Origin of the sequence: Coleofasciculus sp. D1-CHI-01, from assembly GCF_040218875.1 — a bacterium.
Classification (GTDB): domain Bacteria; phylum Cyanobacteriota; class Cyanobacteriia; order Cyanobacteriales; family Coleofasciculaceae; genus Coleofasciculus.
This window is the reverse complement of record NZ_JAVJQP010000153.1, coordinates 64,209-83,660: the sequence shown is the minus strand read 5'-3', so window position 1 is coordinate 83,660 and position 19,452 is coordinate 64,209. Positions and strand designations below refer to the sequence as shown.

Sequence of the window (19,452 nt, the reverse complement as noted above, 5' to 3'; positions counted from 1 at the left end):
ATGTCCTTTGGGCAAACGACTTGATCGGGAATCTTACCCAGATCTGATGTCGGGGAACAATCAAATCTGTGTCCCCAGTTGAGACTGATAGGGTAGACAACTATTCTGAATGCTAATTCTTGCTAGACCCATGGGGAGAGCCTTAGCTGCCCAAAATAGTTTACCTTACACAAACTACCATGCTCTCAAGCCAAATGTCGGCAATTAGTTTCAGTTATTAACGTTTAATCGCATCTGACGAATTTTTCGGCAAAGTGGTTCGTTCACCATAGTTCAATAGCCGTTCAATTGTTGCCAGCCGATTATCCCACACCTGAACTTGATAAGGGTGGCGCATCCCTTGCTGCTGCATCCATTGGGGGAATTGAGCTCGGAACGCGGCGAGGGCGGCTTGGGCGGCTTGCATAAGCTGCGGTGAGGGTTCAATAGCCAGTTGATTGAGCGCCTGATTTAGCTTTTCTGTTTCAGCCACCCATTCAGTAAAGGCGTCTTGATGAATGGCGAGTTGGTCATTCGTGACCAAAAAGTTCCACTCCCGTTGCAGCGCCACAAATCGATCCATGGCGACTTGGAATGGCTTACGGTAAGGAATTGGCTCGGTTGAGGTAGACTCCGGTTGACCTTGAGTCTGTTGGAAAATGCGATGTAAATTCTGGTTAAGATTCTCAACCGCAAACACAGCATACCCTCCGGTGGGTAAATCCCGCAGCAGTTGGATTTGGTCAACTGCCACAACATCGGGTAAATTCAACAAACGAATCCCTGGAATCAGCAACGCTTGGTTGAGTGTCGATTCCGTGAGTAACGGTTGGGTAAGACTGTGCAACCCTTCGGTATCCAAGGCATAAGTCATCGGTACAACCAGATCAATATACCCCTGAAGCGCCCATTCTTCCCAGTTTTGCTGCAACCGTTGCTGACGTTCCGCCGGGGGGAGGGGAAATACAGCAGCCGATAGAATCAAATCTGGACGTTGCGACAACAGACGCGCTGATACTGATGCGACAAAGCTGTCCACTTGGCGGATACGAAACTCTGTCCATTGTTGCCATAAGGTGCGATCGCGAGGATACACCTCAATCGGATCAACCCCGGTTCGTTCCTTAAATTGCTGACGCGCCGCCACCCCATACCCATACGTTTGATTCACGCGCGGATCTTGAAACGGATAGCGAATATAATCCAGTTGAATCCCATCCACGTCATAGCGGTTGGCAATTTCCTCCAGCAGCGCCATTAAATACTCCCGCACTTCCGGGTTCGCGGGATCAAAAAATGCCTTTCTCGTATTCGGAGCAAACAAGCGTCCTTGCTTATCAAAAATCGCCCAATCTGGATGCGCCGATAAAACTGGACCCGGATAATCCAACGGCTGATTTAATAGAGCATTGTGACGCTGATTCGCCGCCGCAAAAATCCACACCCAAGCATGTAACTCCATCCCCCGTTCATGCGCCAACTCCACGGCGGCGTCTAGAGGGTCCCAACCGCGCACCAGAGGGTTTTGTTCGGGAGCCACCTGACTGGGATAAATCGGATAACTGGCGTTAACAGTTTCAAAGAAAACCGTATTAAATCCCGCCTTTGCCAGGTTATCGAAGAGTTGAACTAAATCCTGTTTACGCTTTGCCTTGACAATTGTCCCCCGATCTAACCAAATTGCCCGAATTTCCGGTTGGGCAAGTTGACGCTCCATCGGATAATTATCCCAGAGAAGCCGTCGGGCATTAATCCACTGTCGTCGCGCCGCCGTGTAATCCTCTTGCTCAACTGCACCCCGAAAATTTTCTAAGCCGATTCTCGCTTGCGCCAACGCCGAAACCGTGCTTGGATTTGGATGGGAATGCCGTTGATTTCCATGTTCCGATTCCTTGGCACTCATCCCCGCTAAGGACTCAACGCTCTCTTGAGTGAGCAAGCCAACCTCACTGTTATGAGCATTAGCCCTTAATAATGTACTTTCCACCCGACCAATTAAGTTTTCCAACTCCCGACTCATCGCCGTCACTTCATTGGGAGTGAGAGTACCCCAATTGTTCGCTGGAGTTTGGGCGGGAAGCACTAAGCGATCGCCTTCGCTGGGAACAGGAGTCGGATTAGTTGCGCTGCGGGTATCTTGGCGTTTTTGCTCCGGTTTGATTGCGGGTACAAAAGTCCTCGCCAAGGATTGATGTTGACCACAATTTGGTGGGGATGAATTCGGCATCTTTCCAGGCGTCGGCGTAATATCATAATGACTCAGTGCAGCTTGCAGCCAAACTACATCCATCTGGGCGGCGTCTTCTCCATCCACTCCCCAGCGCCAGCCGAAAAAAATCGATTGATCCGTCGTCACCACAGCCGGGGGACTTTCCGGTTGATTCCACACAGCCACCGTTTGAGCATCCAAACTGGCGGGAATCACCACACCCCCTTGCACCTCTCCCACTAATCCCGCATTGGGTATCCAGCTTGGGGAAGAAATCGATAATCGTTCCAATCGAGACGGCTGAGTCAAACCAAATCCCCAGTAGGCACCTAAGAGCGATCGCAAACGATTCCGCACCTCAGGTTGAGATAAAATACCCACAGAACCACTGACAATGACCCGTCCGCCTTGACGCATCCACTCTTGCAGAGTCGCCAGGTGTTCGGGTTCTAGGCGTTCAATATTCGGTAAAAATAGGAGTTGGGTATTGCCTAGATCAGAACGTTGATTAACCTGGCTCAAGTCAACCACGCAGTAATCCACACCCGTTGACTGCAAGCGATCGGTAATATCTGACCAATTTGCTTGATTATCCGGACTTTTCACCACCCCTAAGTTGACCGTTTGAGCGAACGCCCTGGGTAATCCTAGCAGGGTATTGATTGTGGTCGCGATCGCAAAGCCAATCACCCATTTGTTCATAAGCTATCTTGGAAGGGATTTGGGAACCTGGAAGGGATTTGGGAACCTGGAAGCAACCTGGAAGGGGTTTGGCAACCTTGAATAACCTGGAAGGGGTTTGGCAACCAAACCCCTACTAACCCAATTCATTAACTGGGAAGCGATCCAATAACTGAATGGCTCGAGTAGCATTCCGTTTTAAGCCATCCGATAGGAATGGCACATGAGGAATTTGAGACAGAAAATCGACACTGCGGCGTAACAATCGCACAATATCCCCTTCATCTAAACTGGTATCCGCACAAAGCTCTGTCCATTCCACACCTAATGCCCATTGCTCAACTAACCCAATTAAATCTCGTTCTAACCAAATGGGTAACGCCACCTGATAGCGACGTTGGACTTGAAACAACTGACGGCGAGTTTGTCTTAAACTATCTAGCGCTTCCAGTACAGGTTCTGAGGGGGGATAATTTGTCCAGCTATCGGGACGCGGGGTTTCCGTCACCAAAGCGCAGGCGCAGGCGGCTAAGTGGTGAGGATCTAACTGATCAAACGCACTAGACATCAAGGCTAACCCCAACCACAGTTCGTTATCTCCGCGAATCGCTGCGGCTGCTTGTCCCAATGATGTCGGCTTGACATCTTCCAGACAACCAAATACCCTTAAAATTTCGATCAGGTTGAGAAATTCTTGCCAGTGCATCGCTTGATTTTCCCGGTAAAGGGTTTGACGCTCATTGATCTCCTCTTGTAAGGCTAAACGGCGTTTATCACGCTTAATCAGTTGAGACGGATTCCCCCATTGTCGCACCAGATGGTTTTCCAGTTGGGCTTTTACCGCATCCATTCGATGCTGCTGCGCCTCAACTTCAGGTGCAACCATGGGTTCTATATCAGTGGGAATTTGAGCCGCGATCGCTTCCGTGTCTGGTGTCCCCCGTCTGGTTTGACCGGGTTTGAGTGTGAGTTCAGGCGGTGGGTTGAGCACACTTAAATCAATCATCTCTAACCAGCCATGCACCCCAACCAAATCGGCGGTTGTGGCGATATACCAGCGATTATCGGCACTTAAGCAGACTAAATAGGGGGATTGTCCCCGCCCTTTTTCCTTCGCGACTAATATCGCCGGAATCGGTTCCGGAACTGGAATATACTTGCCCTTGAGTGAAAGTAGCGTACCCAAGGGCGCTTCGGGGATAATTTGGGCAATTTCCGCCACTTGTGCGGCTTGGGCTTGCCGTTGTAGGGTTTTGAGTAATCGCCGTTCTTCTTTGAGCCGTTCCTTGAGTTTTTCGTATCGCCCCAGGGCGTTTAAGTCAACAGGTGCTAGTTGAATATCTAATTTTGCCAGTTCTGTGGTTAACTCCGTAATCGCTTGTTGCTGGGGTTTAAGGTACAGTGTCGCCAGGTATTGGGCAAAACTGCGTTCCACCAACTCCTTGGCTTCGGGAAGGGTGTGGGTTTGGAGTAAATTCAGCACCATGCCGTAGTTGGGGGTAAACTGGCTGACTAAGGGGTCAGCCTGACTGGTGGCGAGGTACGCCGCTTCCTTTGCTCCTTCAAACGGTGTCTGTACTGTGACCACATAACCCGTGGCATCCATCCCCCGGCGTCCGGCTCGACCTGCCATTTGCAGAAATTCCGATGCTGTCAGCAGTCGGTGTCCGCGATCGGTTCGTTTCGAGAGGGTAGAAATCACGGTGGTGCGAGCGGGCATATTAATTCCCGCTGCTAGAGTTTCAGTGGCAAACACCACCTTAACCAACCCTAATTGGAACAGTTCTTCGACAAACCCCTTCCAAGCCGGTAAAATCCCCGCATGATGGGCAGCAATGCCGCGATACAGGGGGGCTACTTGCCCCGCCCGACCCGCTTCTGGATTCCGACGTAAAAATTCATCAATGTGCTGTTTCAATTCAGCCGCTTCTTTGGCATTCACCAGAGACAATTCTCCCAACTCCTCCACCGAGCGATCGCAACCGCGACGAGAGAAAATAAAATAAATCGCGGGTAACATATCCCGTTGCTGGAGTTGCGCCAGCACAAAGGCATTACTGGGGCTTTCGGGGCGTCCCCCCCGTCCTCTCCCTTTGTTGCGTTTCGGTTTGAGACGAGGATTTAACTTTGTTTGGCTAGAGTCCAGCAGGGGAAAAATGCCCTTCGGGTTGGCAAAGCTGAATTGTAAGGGAACCGGTCGAAAGTCGGAATAAATTCGCTCGGTTGCGCCATGAACTAAGTTTAACCAGTCCGTTAGTTGATCGGAATTCGCCACCGTAGCGGATAGGGCAACAAGCTGAACTTCTGGAGGACAATAAATAATCGACTCCTCCCAAACCGTACCCCGTTGTCGGTCATTCATATAATGGCACTCATCCAAGACCACCGCTTCCACCCCTTCTAGGGACGTACCAATTTCCCCAATCCGTGTGCCGTAAAGCATATTGCGGAAGATTTCCGTGGTCATCACCAAGATTGGCGCGTCCCGATTAATCGAAACATCCCCCGTAACCAGACCCACATTGTCCGCACCAAACGTAGCACGAAAATCTCGCAGCTTCTGGTTGGAGAGGGCTTTCAAGGGAGTGGTATAAAAAACTCGCCCTCCTCTTGACAAAGCGCGGTAAATAGCATACTCGCCAATCAACGTTTTTCCAGAACCTGTGGGGGCACAGACAACAACCGAGCGATTCGCATTCAGCGCCGCGATCGCTTGGAGCTGAAATTGATCCAGAGGAAACGGAAACAGATTTTTGGGGTCAAGGTCTATCTTCGGGGTCGAAACGTTCACACTCGCTCTTTCCAATAGGTGACGACAGCGGGACGGGACGAAAAACACTGTACCCCACAGGGTTCAGTGTGCAGTAGTTCTATTTTGACATCCTCCTGAATGGATTCCCCATATCGGCATACCAATACTGCTCTGATATAGCGCTAAGTAGGTGGACTTTCATGAAAGTTAACGGTTGAGATTAGTGAGATTAGGGAACAGGGAACAGGGAACAGGGAATAGTAAAGAATCTCCTTTCCCAGCCAAGGTAGCTGCTATAACTTCTAAATCGAATTTTTTCTGCCCCAGCTTCCCCAGCTCCCCCAGCTTCCCCATCTCCCCCATCTCCCTCATCTCCCTCATCTCCCTCATCTCCCCAAGCCCCCGCCCATCCTACTCCCAATTTTAGGGTTTGTCCTGATTTGCCCGCTGTCGATTGGAAAAAAGGCTGTAGCAACTTGGACACGGAGATCTACAAGCGATGTGCAACAACATGAGCAAGTTTTCACCAGCATCCTATTTTAGGGGAGAACGTGAAAGCGTAGCCATTTTGTCCAATCAATCAGCCAAGCGTCTTACGTTTGATGTTAAGGGCAACGATGACAATCGCGGCAGCGGTCGCTAAATGGTGATAACATCACCAGGTAAGCCGCTGAATTCTAGTAAGCATCAAGCTAGATTGAAGGTACAGCCGAAACAGTAACCCAGCTTGAGAAGCTGGGTTTTCGCTTATCGGAAAGCCGATCAATTGAAATATGCACCCATGCACCTCAGCCCCCGTTCCCCTGCTTCCCGACACCGGGCGGCTGGGATTTTTAATAAAATTTAACAATCGTCAAACAGTTGCGGTTATCATCCATGCGTGTATAACTGAGCTTATCGGCAATTTTTTGCATAATAGCCAATCCTCGCCCTCCTTCCGCCTGATCAGCAGGCAAGGACGGCGGAGTTCGGAGCCGCCGTTCAAAATCAAAAGGCGCTCCACAGTCCCAGACCCGTATCTCTAGGCGTTGGGGGGATTGCCCCAGAATTACCTCAACCTCAATGGAAACACTGGGTGGCAGGTCTTTCTGGGCATATTTCACCGCGTTAGTGTATCCTTCCGCAAGCGCTAGTTTGCACTGTAACCAGACTTTTGTTTCGATTGAGGAGGGGTGAAGCTCCCCAAACCACGATAAAACCTGGTCTAACGCATTCAGGTCGGAAGGAAATTGCTTGCTAAATGTTTGAAGCTCTCTCAACTGCTCAAAGCCTTTCACATCAACGACATCAAATCCAGAATTAAAATGAACAGATACTCCCTGTGAAAAAATCCAGTCTACCCTAGATTTATCCCTTGCTCTACCATTTATTCACTGACCTTGCGATCTTTATCACTTTCTCATGAAAGTACCCATAGCTTCATCGAGTCTTCCTTCTTGTTGTAAGCGCGTGCATCTGCAATCTCCTTGAGTGACTTGTATTATCTCGATGCCATGACCCAAATTCTAATTATTGATGACGACCCTGCCATTCAAATACTGCTGAAACGGACGCTTCATAACCAAGGTTATGACGTCACCATCGCTAGTAACGGCGAAGAGGGTCTTGAACTTGTGCAGCAGTTGCGTCCGGCTTTGGTCATTTGTGATTGGATTATGCCAAGGATGAACGGACTAGAAGTCTGTCGTCAAATTAAGGCAACCCCAGCACTATCAACCACTATGTTCATTCTGCTGACCTCTCTCGGTTCCGTTGGGGATCGCGTCAAGGGACTGGATGCTGGGGCGGATGACTTTATCTGTAAGCCAATCGAAATCGCTGAGTTGCAGGCGCGAGTACGTTCCGGCTTGAGACTGCATGAACTCAGCCGCGATTTGCAGCACCAAAAACATTTGCTGGAAATGGAACTCGCAGAAGCAGCGGAGTACGTCCGTTCCATTCTGCCAGACCAGATGACCGAACCGCCTGTGACTATTGACTCTCGATTCATTCCATCTCGGCAATTAGGAGGTGATGGCTTCGATTACTACTGGTTGGATTCAGAACACCTGGCAATTTATCTGTTAGATACGGCTGGACATGGCTTGAGAGCAGCTTTGCCAACGCTGTCGGTGTTAAATCTGTTGAGAGCACGCACCCTGCCGAATATTGACTATTACCAACCCAGCGACGTTCTGCGAGGGTTAAACCAGACCTTTCAGATGACAGAACGCAACGATAAATACTTTACCATCTGGTATGGAGTCTATAATCGGACGAAGCGTCAACTTGTTTATGCCAGTGCTGGACATCCACCAGCTGTCTTATTTTCGGGTAAGCCATCGTCTAGTCTGGAGGTCAATCTCTTGAAGACAACTGGACTGCCTGTGGGTATGCTGCTTGAGGCTGAGTATGTTGATGATAGCTGCGACGTCAGCGAATCCAGTTCCCTTTACATTTTCAGCGATGGGATTTACGAGATTCACCAACCCGATGGTAATATCTGGGGACTTGACTCATTCGTCAAACTTTTGGGTGAGTGTAGGATAGATAGTTCGTGTAATCTCAACTCGATCTTAGAGGGCGTTGACATATTAAATCCCAACGACTTTTTCGATGATGATTTGTCTTTGCTAGAAATTAACTTTGATTGATAGGTTCCCCGACTTCCTAAGCTGGCGAAGGAACGGCTGACGTCGGGGATTCCCTCCCGTCCTTAATCTGGGTTGACTACCCCCTTTCAGGACAGGGCAGAGGGCAAAAGTACCCAACTTAATAAAATTTGGTATTTTGGTATTAGCCATAAAACCCCATTTTTGGATAAAAGAGTTGCCCGCCAAGGATTGGTATTCCTGGCGGGTTGTTACTAAAAGGTGATCCGTTACTTAGGAGCTTAACACTCCCTCTTCAGCACGGGGATTCTTACTGGGCTTTGCCAAATTGGGCTAACCCGGAGAATTATGCACTAGAAGAGACAGCCTCCTCAAACGCTTCTCGTGTGGGAAAGATTTCAAACACCCGATCCATGCTTGTCAGTTCAAATAACATTTTGATCTGTTCGTTGACTGAGCAAACAAAGAGCTTTCCCCCAGCAGCACGAACGGTCTTAAGGGCAAGAACCAGCGCCCCTAAGCCCGAACTATCCATAAAGGTAACGTCTTGAAAATCAATCAATACGATGTCGGCATTCGATTGCACAAGGTCGCTAATTTCTTGACGAAATTGACCGGCTTTTGTGCCATCTAAGATACCAGAGGGTTGAACAACTTTAACCACAGGACTCATATACTACTTATGACTGCCGTTACAGAAATATCCAGACCTTGCCAGTATAGCCGCGACAATTCAAATCAGCCAAATTTTTGAACTGAGAAGAGGTGTCGTTTTTAGGCAGTTTTTATCCTCTGGAGAGATTATAGAGATATCTCTCTTGAGTAACTTCATTCTGTTTTCCACAGGATCAGCTATCTGCATTGGTCAGGGATGGAATGTATCTCAACTTGGGCGGAGATACGTCACTCCTTACCGAGTCCAGCCGTATCCATCCGGATTTTTTCGGTAAGCACATTTACTTTGACGCTCCCTTGGCTTAAAGCGAGGGATTCTTGGGCTGAATATTGCCGTTCAGGTTTGTTTCCCTGACTGTGGTCTTATACACTCATGTCTACGGTATGCTCCGTACTCCTCAAGCGTGAATTTCCGTCCGCCCGACGGTATGTACAGATACTACCATCTTTTCTGGCAATTCATCCCGCCACTAAAGGTGAAGGTCTTCTTACCGGAAAGGACTTGGTAAGCTTCAGTAAGAACATTACGAAGTTGGGCAATGACAGACCAAGTTTTGATTCTGGGAGGACGAGGACGTATCGGCAGCAATGTTATGCAAGATCTCATTGCCCATACCCAAGCACAAATTACGATTACAGGGCGTCACAGGACATCAGAGACAGCATTTTCGCCACAGGTGCAGTGTCTCAGTCTAGATTTAGCAGATCAGGATGGGTTGAGGCGTGCGATCGCGTCTCATAATCTGGTTATCCATTGTGCCGGTCCTTTTCTCTATCGCGACGCCTCGGTTCTCAAAACTTGCATTGAGATGGGCGTAAATTATCTGGATGTGAGTGATAATCGCGCCTTTATTCACAAAGCCTTCGCCGATCACGAAGCAGCAGCGGCGGCAGGTGTCACGGCGATTATCAATACTGGGGTTTTTCCGGGAATCTCCAATAGCATGGTGCGTCAGGCGGTTGAACAACTAGATCAGCCAGAAACCATTCACCTGAGTTATGGTGTAGCCGGTTCCGGTGGCGCTGGCGTCACAGTGATGCGAACCACGTTTCTGGGGTTAACAGACCCCTTTGAGGCGTGGATTGATAACCAGTGGCGTCAGGTCAAACCCTATAGCGATCGCGAAACGGTTCATTTCCCCCAACCTTATGGCAAGGTCGGTATCTACTGGTTCGACGTACCAGAAACCGTTACCCTTGTCAATTCCTTCCCTGTGAAAACGGTGATCACCAAGTTTGGTTCAATTCCCGATATTTATAACCACCTCACCTGGATCACCGCCCATCTGTTTCCCGCCGATTGGTTAAGGAAACCCAAAAATATCGAGTATCTGTCCCAACTCAGCTACCGCATGACCCAATTTAGCGATCGCATCAGTGGCATTGGAATTGCCATTCGCGCCCAAGTCACAGGGTACCAGGCTGGCAAACCTGTCACAGTTATCTCAACCTTGGTGCATGAAAATACGGCAGCAGCGGCTGGTGCCGGTACAGGCAGCATTGCCCAGTTTATCTTGGCAGGTCAACTCAGTCAACCTGGTGTTTGGTCGGTTGAACAAGCGCTGGCAACGGAGTTATTTATACAAGCGATGCAACGTCGAAATATCCAAATTTATTCGCAAACGACCCCACTGACCTAAAACTTGAACCTTATTTGTTAGAGTTGATATATTTTGGAAAATTTCCGGGGAAACGAATTATTCAATTTTTATTATTTTTCACCTAACAATATTTCGTTTAATTTTTTTGATTGATAGAACCAGAAAAAGTTGGGCTTTTTCCGGAGTTTTAAGCTAGGCTTAGTATGGTTTAAAAGTATTACAGATGTAAAAATGAGTGTAAACTCTTGAGAGTTTTTTAGTTGAAGCCTGGTTGTTAATCATGCCTAAACATTAAGAAACTTATAGAATTACTTCTGTATAACTAAACACCTAGATAAATGAAGAACACATCTCATTAATCTATCCTAAAAGTAAGGAGCAAATGTGTTAGAACTAAAACGCGATAAACTAGGACAACTAAGCAGCATTGAATCCTTCCGAGCGATTGTGGAAGGCATGACAGACGCTTTAGGAGACAAGGCTACAGCCGTAGCACTGACCTCTGCGGGTCGGAAGCACGGTAAGGAAGTTGCTGCAAAGTTGGGCTTCAAAGGTTCGGAACAAGACTTAGATGAGGCTGCCAAACAAATTACGGAACTTTTGGGAGAAAAAGGTTCTCGCCTTTGCATCATTGATCGGATTGTTCGGGACGGTGATTCGATCAAAGTCTACACCTTAGAAACCCTCTGTGCTATCGGTGGAACGGAGGAAACTCCTCCCAAGTGTACTTTTACACTCGGTCTAGTTTGGGGAGTCTTAGGGGAACTACTTCAATCGAAACTGAAGGCAACTCAAACGGAATCTGTACTCCGGGGTGATAGTTACGACTTGTTTGAGTTTACTGTACTCACTTAATCTGTGAAGAGGGCGGCTTTTTATTCTCTTCCAGGAGAGTTCTAAATGGATAAAAGCCGCTATTTGTAGAGACGTAGCATGCTACGTCTCTATATTAGTTATGGGTAGGTAGGAGAGTAGTGGCATGGCACACCTAATTGAAGAGATTAGCCTCACACCCAGAAACCGAATGGGCGCAAAGCCTTGCGCCCATTAAACTCTCAGTATTACCCGTTAAAACGTTAAAAGCATCCTGTCTCTGTTTAAAACAAATCCTTTCTTTTTGTACCAATCTACGATAAAAGGAGTCTTCGTTTTGATCGGAGTCAGACGTATTCCTTTAACGCCTTGGCATTTAAGTTGAGCGATGGCTTCGTTTAAAAGCTGATTTCCGAATCCTTTACCTCGACAGTTAGGCTTAACTTCGATGAGATTAATAACACCAAACCCATCGGGAGCGATGGTAAACACGATTTCCCCGACAATCTCGTTTTGCACAATTAATTCAAACATAATTCACCTTACCGCTGAATCGCGGCGTTGTATTAACCTGAGTTCGATGCCAAAGGCTGATAACGTAATGAGGTGGGATACAGGTTACAGGGTTTTCCGAAAAATGAACACCTGTAGCGACGCTGAACTCAGAGGTATTGGCTAAATTCAAGTGCGCTGCACTAGCTAGTTTTTCTACAAATCCTGGGCTGTATTGCTGAAGACACTCAAAATTATTAGGATTGTCTCAGTTTTTGCCCTGATGGTTGATTTCCTCTAATCAACAGATTTTAATGAGTCTTAGGACTATTCTTTTTTGAATGGATTCTCCTTAGCAAATCTGAAACATGGTGTCAAGTTTTCGAGGCTAAATTCCATGATCCAGAGAAAAATAGAGAGTTGTGTTATCCTTTTTAACACATGTCTATAGTATAGCTTACTTATTAGCTTCTATGGGTTGAGTCAGTGTCAAGACTTGCCAAATGTCTTGCATATAATATAATCGAACAGGAAGAGAATCTCAGTAGAGCGAAACGTTTTAGGTAAGAGGTGCAGAGGGACGGGGGCAAGAGCATGGATGCCAACTGAACCTGAATGAAAGCCATGTTCCAGACATGCCATGGCGCGTCTGGGAGCTGGGGTGCATACTAAAGTTGCCAGTTCATAATTCTTAGTGCAAGCATCTTGCCCGATTTTTATTAGGGACTTGCAGGTTAATAATGTATGTACCAACTAAGTTTCACAGAATTGTTGATACAGCTTTATTAACGAGTACTCTATTTTTACGCAACTATGAGGTCTGCATTTTTATATTTGTTTATATTTTAAATTAAAACTCTTTTTAAAAGGAATTTTTCAAACATAATTGGGACTATATTAATTATAAATTACAGCAATATCAATGTCTAGATGGGCAGCAAAAAAAATATATTTTCCGGATTTCACCAATCAAATATGTATAGTATTTTTAGAAACAGCAGGACAATATATATTAAACGAGTTAGACATCTATTAAAAAAGAATTTATTTAACAAAAATAAATTCTCAAAACAAGAGGAGTCTAACTCACCATAATTGCCTTGCTAAACACTTTTTTGGTTGATAAAGTGTTCTAACTATATGTTGTCAAGAATAAGGAGTAAACGTGTTAGAGCTCAAGCGGGATCAATTAGGACAATTCAGCAGTATTGAATCCTTCCGGGCGCTGGTTGAAGGGATGAGCGATGCCTTAGGTGAAAAAGCGACAGCCGTTGCTCTGACTGCTGCTGGTCGTAAGCATGGGCAAGAACTAGCGGGAAAGTTAGGGTTCAAAGGGACGACCCAAAACTTGGAAGATGCAACCAAGCAAATCGCCGAAGTTTTGGGTGAAGAGGGCGCTCGTTTGTGTATCATCGACAAGATTACGCAAGAGGGCGACACTGTCAAGGTTTATACCACTGAAACCCTCTGCGCGATCGGCGGAACTGATGAAGAACCTCCCAAATGTACTTTTACCCTCGGTTTAGTTTGGGGCGTCTTAACCGAACTGCTTCAGCACAAATTAAAGGGTTCACAAACAAAATCAGTCCTTCGAGGTGACTCTTACGACTTGTTCGAGTTTATTACTGTTGAGTAATTCAACAAAAAGCAGCTAATGAGGATTGCCCTGCTATCACACTCAGCAAACCTTCTTTTAGCCGCCATTTCATTTGTTCATCATGAGCTGACTGGGTAGCCTTACCGTTTGGGCTAAAACCCAGAAGTAAAGGATATTAACATCGAACCAGTCAGCCATGCTTGTCCTAGTTACATAACTTAACTTCATTGTCCTCTATTAACGTTAAGGAGAAACACAAAAATGGGAATCAATACTCAGAAACTGAGTCACCTGGTTCAGAATTTTGTCTCAACGACAACTGATGTGATCGGTGCTGCGATTGTCACGCCTGATGGTTTACCCCTGGCGTCTAGCTTACCGGGTTCAGTGGCTGAAGAGCGTATCTCAGCAATGTCCGCCACCATGCTGTCTCTGGGTGAACGGATTTCCAAAGAACTCTTGGGAGGTCTAACCAGTCGTATTTTAGTCGAAGGTGATGATGGCTACAGCATTATGACCGATTGCGGTCCAGAAGCCGTTTTCATCGTTCTGGCTGGGAAAGATGCCAAACAAGGCGCTCTCAACTTGGATATAGGTCGAACTGTTACCCAGATTAAAGTCAGTTTGGGTTAATTCGGTCAGTCTCTTACCCACACCCTGACTTTTTCCAGGATACTGCTGGTCAATTAACTGGGGCGTCAGCCCCCTCAGACCCCTCTCCTGCAAGGGGAGGGGCTTTCAGCATTGGTGTCAACTTAAGCCACAACCCTTGCCAATCCTAATTTTCAGCGAGGGTGTCCCTGCTCCCCCTGCTTCCCCTTCCGTGCAGCAAAAGCGAAGTATCCTTAAATTATGATGACAAATAATAAAAATATACATAAGCGAAACTGTATATCTGGAGACAAGACTAGAGATAACCACAATACTAATTTGAGCTAACCTCCGGACTTATCTGCTAACCCACGAAAAAAGGTAATGTCAGGAACGTTATGTCTTTTGTCCTTTGTCAGTGGCAAAGGTTTAAGGCAGATTTAGTTTGTGTAACCGTATTAGTGTTAACACAGCATTAGTCTAGGCTGATAAAGTTCTGCATGAGCCTAGCAAGATACAATAGTATTTATTCTATTTGCCATCTATTTCCTAATACTTGAATACCTTTGAATTCAATCACAATTCTAAACGTGCGTTGTATTCAGTTTATTTAAATACCATGCCTTACTTTTAATTGGGTATTTAAATAAAATGTGCTGCCTAATTTCATACATCAAAGTTTCTTTACAAAAACAACACAAAAAAATATGGACAAACACAAAAATTATTTGTTATTAATAAAGAAGATTAAAAGTTCATAATGCTAGGAGAAAACTATGACCTTAGATGCTAATGCATTTATGGAAAAAATGGCAAAGCGTATTAGCTTTACCGATGAAGACAAAGCAATCCTCAAAGCCAACGCGACTTGGGGCAAAGACATCGCTCCAGAAATGGCAAATCATTTTTATGCTTATTTGGGACGAGATCCAGAAATGAGCGAAATTTTGAATGCCAAAGAAGGACGAATGCATCGCCTACGTGAAACTTTTACTGAATGGTTTTACGAAATGTTTACAGGTATGGATGATTGGGGTAATGCTTATGCCGCTCGCCGCTGGCGAATTGGTCTAGTGCATGTGCAGATTGGCATTGGACCACAGCATGTGGTTCCAGCCATGGCAATTGTGGTTAATGCTGTGGGTAAAAAGCTAAAAGAGGCAGACAAAAATGAAGAATTACGGGATGCCCTCAGTCTAATTTGCATGATCGATCTGGCGTTTATTGAACAAGCCTACATTGAAGTCACGTCAGCCGCCGTACTTCAAGAAACTGGCTGGACAGAAGGCTTATTCAAACGCCTCATTTCCACAGGTGCAGCTTCGATGTAACTCAACGCTTAACTGTATTAGCAATCTCTCAAATTTCAGCAGGAGTCAAACAAGCAATGGCGATTAATTCTGAAAAATTAGGACATATTCTTAAGGATTTTGTCTCGGCGACGAATGATGTTGAAGGTGCTGCTATTGTCACTCCAGATGGTTTACCTCTGGCAACTACTTTGCCGAGTAATATGGATGATGAACGGGTATCAGCTATGTCTGCGGCGATGCTATCTTTAGGTGAAAGAATTGGTAAAGAACTGGTTCGAGGTGCAATTGATCGCATCTATGTTGAAGGTAACCAAGGCTTGAGTATTTTGACCAGTTGTGGTGAAGATGCTGTCTTTCTCGTTTTAGCGACTAAACAAGCCAAACAAGGACTTTTGATGTTGGAAATAAAACGGACTCTTAGTGACCTTAAGTCTATCTTACTGTAAAGCAAAAAACAATTGTCAGGCACTATTTAAAAGGCTGGAATTAATTACAAAATGATAGCAATAAATATCCTGACATTGCTCAACTATCCCCTTAATAGCATTTTCTGTTTTTACTTCCACATCAAATACCAAACGTATTCTTTGAGTTCAAGATAGTTGTGATTTATTTTTTGCAGTTCTGGAGGTGACTAAAACAACTTTATGTAATAAGTATTTATGCTATCGTTATGCCACCTAATAAAACTAACAACAAAAAATGGTCAAATAAAGTTCATGAAAAATATACGTGTAGTTATAACTGGAACTGTCGGAGCAGGTAAGTCTACTTTTGTACGTACAGCTAGTGAAATTGATGTTGTAGAAATAGAACGTAAGGTTAGTAATTCCGAAAAAGAATACTCATTTAAGGATAAAACTACTGTTGCGTTTGACTTTGGTAAATTGGCGTTAGATGCCAATAAAAACTTGCATATATATGGGACTCCCGGTCAAACCCGCTTTGATTTTATGTGGGATATTTTAATTAAAGGGGCTGAGGCTTATATTCTACTGGTGAAGGCTAATCAAGCAGATAGTTTTTCCTACGCTAAAGATATTTTAGCTTTTATGAATAATCGCGTTCAAGTACCGATGGTTATTGGTTTAACTCATACTGATTGTTCGGGGGCTATACCGACAGAAGAAATAGTCCAACATTTAGGCATTTTAAATGATAAAGATTATCCAGCTATTTTGAAGGTTAATCCTCGACTAAAAATTTCGGTTGTGACTGCCCTAAAAGTTTTAACAAATAAAGTTATCTGAATTAATTACAAGACAATTCATAAACTAAAGATATTATTATAAAAGTATTTAATTTGCCTTTAATCAAACTTAAAAATACTTTTATAGAGAAATATCTGAATAATGTTTTTAATTAAGAAATAGTAAATAGAAAGTTAACTGATTACAATCAGATCAACACAACTAAGGAGATGGATATGGCAATTGCACAGAATGAACTACGTCAAGAACTTGGAGACTTTAGCAGTATTATTTGCCTCAAAGCCATTATTACTGGTGTTGAAGAAGCTTTAGGCGATAAAGCTACAGCAATTGCGCTCATTTCTGCGGGTCGTCAACGGGGCAAAATGTTAGCTGAAAAGCTTGACTTAGTGGACAAGGGCAAAGAAATTTCTTTAGCAGATGTGACCCAAAAAGTCCAATATGCTCTAGGGAAAGAGGGGACTCGTTTGTGCGTGATTGACAAGATCACCCAGGAAGACGAAGGATATAAAGTCTATACTCACGAAACTGTTTGTTCAGCAGGTGAACCTCAAGGCTCGTCTCGGCAATGCACATTTACGATGGGGGCAATTCAAGGGTTTCTTGAAGCCTTTTTAGGTAAGCGTTTACGGGGAACTCAGACTGAATCAACATTACGGGAAGGAACTCACGACGTTTTCGAGTACAAGATTTTAGGCGCTGTCCAAAAATAATCTGGTTTTTGCAATTGGATTGTACGAGTACAGAATAGCGTCAATAAAATAAATACGCAAAAAAGCTGAACATCGTCATGATTTGAGTAAAGGCGTTCTCTGAGAACGTCTCTACATGACGTTTGCACAAAGGAGATTATTGAATCAATTTAAGCAAAACGACGGCTGTGGCAATTAATCCTTACAAATTAGGGCGTATTTTACAAACCTTTGTAAGCAATACTCCTGATGTGCAAGGTGCAGCAATGATGACTCCCGATGGTTTATCCATAGCTGCTAGTTTGCCAGTTGATATGGATGATGAACGGGTATCAGCAATATCAGCAGCGATGTTATCTCTGGGTGAGCGGATTGGTAAGGAACTGGCTCGGGGAACTATTGCTCGTATTTCTGTGGAAGGTAACCATGGCTTAAGTATTTTAACCAGTTGCGGGGAAGATGCTGTTTTTCTGGTTTTAGCCAGTAAGACAGCTAAACCGGGACTGTTAAAATTAGAAATCAAACGAACGATTACTCAATTTAATTTATTTTTGCCGTAAAAATTATCGCTTGACAATATTGCATTGGTGCAGGCATTGATTGCGCCAATGAATTTTATTTTTTCTTAAAAATATACTTCAGCCATAGACTTTATATATGCTTCATTAAAACATCATAGGAAACTACAGACATTTTTATAATTAATTGCTAAAACAGAAGTAGGGATTATTACCTAAAACAAACCCTAGAAATTAGCTGTATAGGAATATTATTTTTATACAGCTAAACAAACTATCAATGTCAGCATTTTTAGCCTCAAATGAGGAAAATATTATGGCAATTGCACAGAATGAACTACGTCAAGAACTTGGAGACTATAGCAGCATTGTTTGCTTGAAAGCAATCGTTGTCGGAGTTGAAGAAGCGCTGGGCGAAAAAGCTGCCGCGATCGCGATGATTTCTGCGGGTCGCCAACGGGGTAAAAAGCTAGCCGAAGATCTGGATTTGGCGGGCAAGGGTTCCTCCATGTCCCTGGAAGATGTGACGGTAAAAATGCAGGAAGCCTTGGGCAAAGAGGGAACTCGTTTGTGCGTCATTGACAAAGTTACCCAAGAGGGTGATATCTACAAAGTTTATACTCACGAAACTGTTTGTTCAGCCGGCGAATCTCAAGGCTCATCCCGGCAATGTACATTCACCATGGGGGCAATTCAAGGATTTCTCGAAGCATTTTTAGGTAAGCGCCTACGGGGAACTCAATCTGAATCCGTCTTACGGGGTGGCAATTTTGATCTATTAGAGTACGCGGATCTTCCTGTAGTCAATCATTAAAAGGGTTCGAGTTTTCGTTCAGTATCTATCGCTACAAAGACTATTTGAAATTGAACAAGGAGTATCACAATGGCTATTAATGCCGAAAAACTGGGAATGATCATCAAAGAGTTTGCTGCTGCCGCCTCTGATGTGGAAGGTGCTGCAATTGTCACCCCAGATGGTTTACCTCTGGCGACGACATTACCCAGTGGTATGGATGACGAACGGGTTTCTGCAATGTCGGCGGCGATGCTTTCGTTAGGGGAACGGATTGGCAAAGAATTAGTTCGCGGTACCATTGACCGTATTTATGTCGAAGGTGATAAAGGTTTGAGTATCCTCACCAGTTGTGGTGAAGATACCGTGTTTCTAGTTCTGGCGACTAAAACGGCGAAGCAAGGACTGTTGATGTTGGACATCAAGCGCACCGTTGGTGAATTACGGATGGTTCTGTCTTAATGGATTGACCAATCTAGGCAGGTATACAGATCCCCGACTTCGTAGGAGTTGTCGGGGATCTTGCTTAGTTGGACAGGGGCGAACTGGACGCTCATTAACATTTCTTAGTAAAGTGAATAGAATTGTATATCCAGATACTTATTTTGAAGTTACCGAGAATTTATGAGAAGCATGGCATAAAAGTATAAGAAATGTTAACACCGTTTATCTAGAGGATGGGTCATCGTCAAAAGATGAAGGCGTCAAAGGCATACGGTTTAAGGATTTAGAGATTACGCAGTGCAGTAATATCTATCGATAGGAAGAGACAAACTAGAATTGAGGCTTAACCTTAATTGTTGGTCTAATCCTCTTAGCGATCCATAAAGGGTCTCGCTGGATTGTAAATTTTTTTTAAAAAAAGCTCATTTCTCCGGAGAAGTTAACTATACTGGGTTTTACCTTCGTAATTTCTTACATTACAGAAATTGATTAAAGGTTTG

General features: G+C 44.9%; 18 protein-coding genes. 12 read left to right on the top strand and 6 right to left on the bottom strand.

Annotation, left to right across the window (positions count from 1 at the left end; translation table 11 throughout):
- Nucleotides 1-217: 217 nt before the first annotated feature.
- From RIB93_RS26995 to RIB93_RS26980, 4 genes are all read right to left on the bottom strand, one after another.
- On the bottom strand, nucleotides 218-2,890 hold the full coding sequence (locus tag RIB93_RS26995; RefSeq protein ID WP_446377473.1) for a glycoside hydrolase family 10 protein: 2,673 nt from the start codon (nucleotides 2,888-2,890) through the stop codon (nucleotides 218-220).
- 115 nt (nucleotides 2,891-3,005) lie between these two features.
- On the bottom strand, nucleotides 3,006-5,660 hold the full coding sequence (locus RIB93_RS26990; RefSeq protein ID WP_446377471.1) for a DEAD/DEAH box helicase: 2,655 nt from the start codon (nucleotides 5,658-5,660) through the stop codon (nucleotides 3,006-3,008).
- 190 nt (nucleotides 5,661-5,850) lie between these two features.
- Nucleotides 5,851-6,105: a hypothetical protein gene (locus RIB93_RS26985; RefSeq protein ID WP_446377469.1), complete on the bottom strand. Its 255-nt coding sequence runs from the start codon at nucleotides 6,103-6,105 to the stop codon at nucleotides 5,851-5,853.
- Between the two features lie 349 nt (nucleotides 6,106-6,454).
- Nucleotides 6,455-6,898, bottom strand: a complete 444-nt coding sequence (locus tag RIB93_RS26980) for an ATP-binding protein (RefSeq protein ID WP_446377467.1) — start codon at nucleotides 6,896-6,898, stop codon at nucleotides 6,455-6,457.
- Between the two features lie 216 nt (nucleotides 6,899-7,114).
- Here RIB93_RS26980 and RIB93_RS26975 point away from each other — a divergent pair, with 216 nt between their 5' ends.
- Nucleotides 7,115-8,254 (top strand): PP2C family protein-serine/threonine phosphatase, encoded by a 1,140-nt coding sequence (locus RIB93_RS26975; protein WP_446377465.1) that lies wholly within the window; start codon nucleotides 7,115-7,117, stop codon nucleotides 8,252-8,254.
- A gap of 304 nt (nucleotides 8,255-8,558) precedes the next feature.
- Here RIB93_RS26975 and RIB93_RS26970 read toward each other — a convergent pair whose 3' ends face one another.
- Nucleotides 8,559-8,885, bottom strand: coding sequence for an STAS domain-containing protein (locus tag RIB93_RS26970; protein ID WP_006101943.1), 327 nt, complete (start codon nucleotides 8,883-8,885; stop codon nucleotides 8,559-8,561).
- Between the two features lie 541 nt (nucleotides 8,886-9,426).
- Between RIB93_RS26970 and RIB93_RS26965 the strand changes: the two genes are divergently transcribed.
- Together RIB93_RS26965 and RIB93_RS26960 are read left to right on the top strand one after the other, a co-directional pair.
- On the top strand, nucleotides 9,427-10,527 hold the full coding sequence (locus RIB93_RS26965) for a saccharopine dehydrogenase family protein (protein ID WP_446377463.1): 1,101 nt from the start codon (nucleotides 9,427-9,429) through the stop codon (nucleotides 10,525-10,527).
- Between the two features lie 345 nt (nucleotides 10,528-10,872).
- Complete coding sequence (locus RIB93_RS26960; protein WP_446377461.1) at nucleotides 10,873-11,343, top strand: hydrocarbon-binding protein; 471 nt, start codon at nucleotides 10,873-10,875, stop codon at nucleotides 11,341-11,343.
- Between the two features lie 213 nt (nucleotides 11,344-11,556).
- Here RIB93_RS26960 and RIB93_RS26955 read toward each other — a convergent pair whose 3' ends face one another.
- The gene (locus RIB93_RS26955) at nucleotides 11,557-11,835 is read right to left on the bottom strand and encodes a GNAT family N-acetyltransferase (RefSeq protein WP_446377459.1); all 279 of its coding nucleotides are present in this window, start codon (nucleotides 11,833-11,835) and stop codon (nucleotides 11,557-11,559) included.
- A gap of 1,123 nt (nucleotides 11,836-12,958) precedes the next feature.
- Here RIB93_RS26955 and RIB93_RS26950 point away from each other — a divergent pair.
- The 9 genes from RIB93_RS26950 (at nucleotide 12,959) to RIB93_RS26910 (ending at nucleotide 18,970) form a co-directional block, all read left to right on the top strand.
- Nucleotides 12,959-13,429, top strand: a complete 471-nt coding sequence (locus RIB93_RS26950) for a hydrocarbon-binding protein (RefSeq protein WP_446377457.1) — start codon at nucleotides 12,959-12,961, stop codon at nucleotides 13,427-13,429.
- Nucleotides 13,430-13,651: 222 nt separating this feature from the next.
- A complete protein-coding gene (locus tag RIB93_RS26945) occupies nucleotides 13,652-14,023 on the top strand; it encodes a roadblock/LC7 domain-containing protein (protein ID WP_446377455.1) in 372 nt (123 codons plus the stop codon).
- Between the two features lie 734 nt (nucleotides 14,024-14,757).
- Nucleotides 14,758-15,312, top strand: coding sequence for a protoglobin domain-containing protein (locus RIB93_RS26940; protein WP_446377453.1), 555 nt, complete (start codon nucleotides 14,758-14,760; stop codon nucleotides 15,310-15,312).
- Nucleotides 15,313-15,368: 56 nt separating this feature from the next.
- Entirely contained in the window at nucleotides 15,369-15,740 is a 372-nt protein-coding gene (locus RIB93_RS26935) for a roadblock/LC7 domain-containing protein (protein ID WP_446377451.1), read from the top strand.
- A gap of 273 nt (nucleotides 15,741-16,013) precedes the next feature.
- Nucleotides 16,014-16,544 carry a GTP-binding protein gene (locus RIB93_RS26930; RefSeq protein WP_446377449.1) on the top strand — a complete coding sequence of 177 codons (531 nt, stop codon included), beginning with the start codon at nucleotides 16,014-16,016 and terminating at the stop codon, nucleotides 16,542-16,544.
- 176 nt (nucleotides 16,545-16,720) lie between these two features.
- The gene (locus RIB93_RS26925; RefSeq protein ID WP_446377447.1) at nucleotides 16,721-17,218 is read left to right on the top strand and encodes a hypothetical protein; all 498 of its coding nucleotides are present in this window, start codon (nucleotides 16,721-16,723) and stop codon (nucleotides 17,216-17,218) included.
- Between the two features lie 167 nt (nucleotides 17,219-17,385).
- Entirely contained in the window at nucleotides 17,386-17,757 is a 372-nt protein-coding gene (locus RIB93_RS26920) for a roadblock/LC7 domain-containing protein (RefSeq protein ID WP_446377445.1), read from the top strand.
- A 274-nt stretch (nucleotides 17,758-18,031) separates the two neighbouring features.
- Nucleotides 18,032-18,529: a hypothetical protein gene (locus tag RIB93_RS26915; protein WP_446377443.1), complete on the top strand. Its 498-nt coding sequence runs from the start codon at nucleotides 18,032-18,034 to the stop codon at nucleotides 18,527-18,529.
- A 69-nt stretch (nucleotides 18,530-18,598) separates the two neighbouring features.
- Entirely contained in the window at nucleotides 18,599-18,970 is a 372-nt protein-coding gene (locus tag RIB93_RS26910) for a roadblock/LC7 domain-containing protein (protein WP_446377441.1), read from the top strand.
- The last annotated feature ends 482 nt before the right edge of the window (nucleotides 18,971-19,452 follow it).

Bases quoted from the DNA above. Each gene is read 5' to 3' on its own strand.
- RIB93_RS26995 (WP_446377473.1), bottom strand. From the start codon at position 2,890: ATGAACAAATGGGTGATTGGCTTTGCGATCGCGACCACAATCAATACC.
- RIB93_RS26975 (WP_446377465.1), top strand. From the start codon at position 7,115: ATGACCCAAATTCTAATTATTGATGACGACCCTGCCATTCAAATACTG.
- RIB93_RS26970 (WP_006101943.1), bottom strand. From the start codon at position 8,885: ATGAGTCCTGTGGTTAAAGTTGTTCAACCCTCTGGTATCTTAGATGGC.
- RIB93_RS26965 (WP_446377463.1), top strand. From the start codon at position 9,427: ATGACAGACCAAGTTTTGATTCTGGGAGGACGAGGACGTATCGGCAGC.
- RIB93_RS26955 (WP_446377459.1), bottom strand. From the start codon at position 11,835: ATGTTTGAATTAATTGTGCAAAACGAGATTGTCGGGGAAATCGTGTTT.
- RIB93_RS26945 (WP_446377455.1), top strand. From the start codon at position 13,652: ATGGGAATCAATACTCAGAAACTGAGTCACCTGGTTCAGAATTTTGTC.
- RIB93_RS26940 (WP_446377453.1), top strand. From the start codon at position 14,758: ATGACCTTAGATGCTAATGCATTTATGGAAAAAATGGCAAAGCGTATT.
- RIB93_RS26935 (WP_446377451.1), top strand. From the start codon at position 15,369: ATGGCGATTAATTCTGAAAAATTAGGACATATTCTTAAGGATTTTGTC.
- RIB93_RS26930 (WP_446377449.1), top strand. From the start codon at position 16,014: ATGAAAAATATACGTGTAGTTATAACTGGAACTGTCGGAGCAGGTAAG.
- RIB93_RS26925 (WP_446377447.1), top strand. From the start codon at position 16,721: ATGGCAATTGCACAGAATGAACTACGTCAAGAACTTGGAGACTTTAGC.
- RIB93_RS26915 (WP_446377443.1), top strand. From the start codon at position 18,032: ATGGCAATTGCACAGAATGAACTACGTCAAGAACTTGGAGACTATAGC.
- RIB93_RS26910 (WP_446377441.1), top strand. From the start codon at position 18,599: ATGGCTATTAATGCCGAAAAACTGGGAATGATCATCAAAGAGTTTGCT.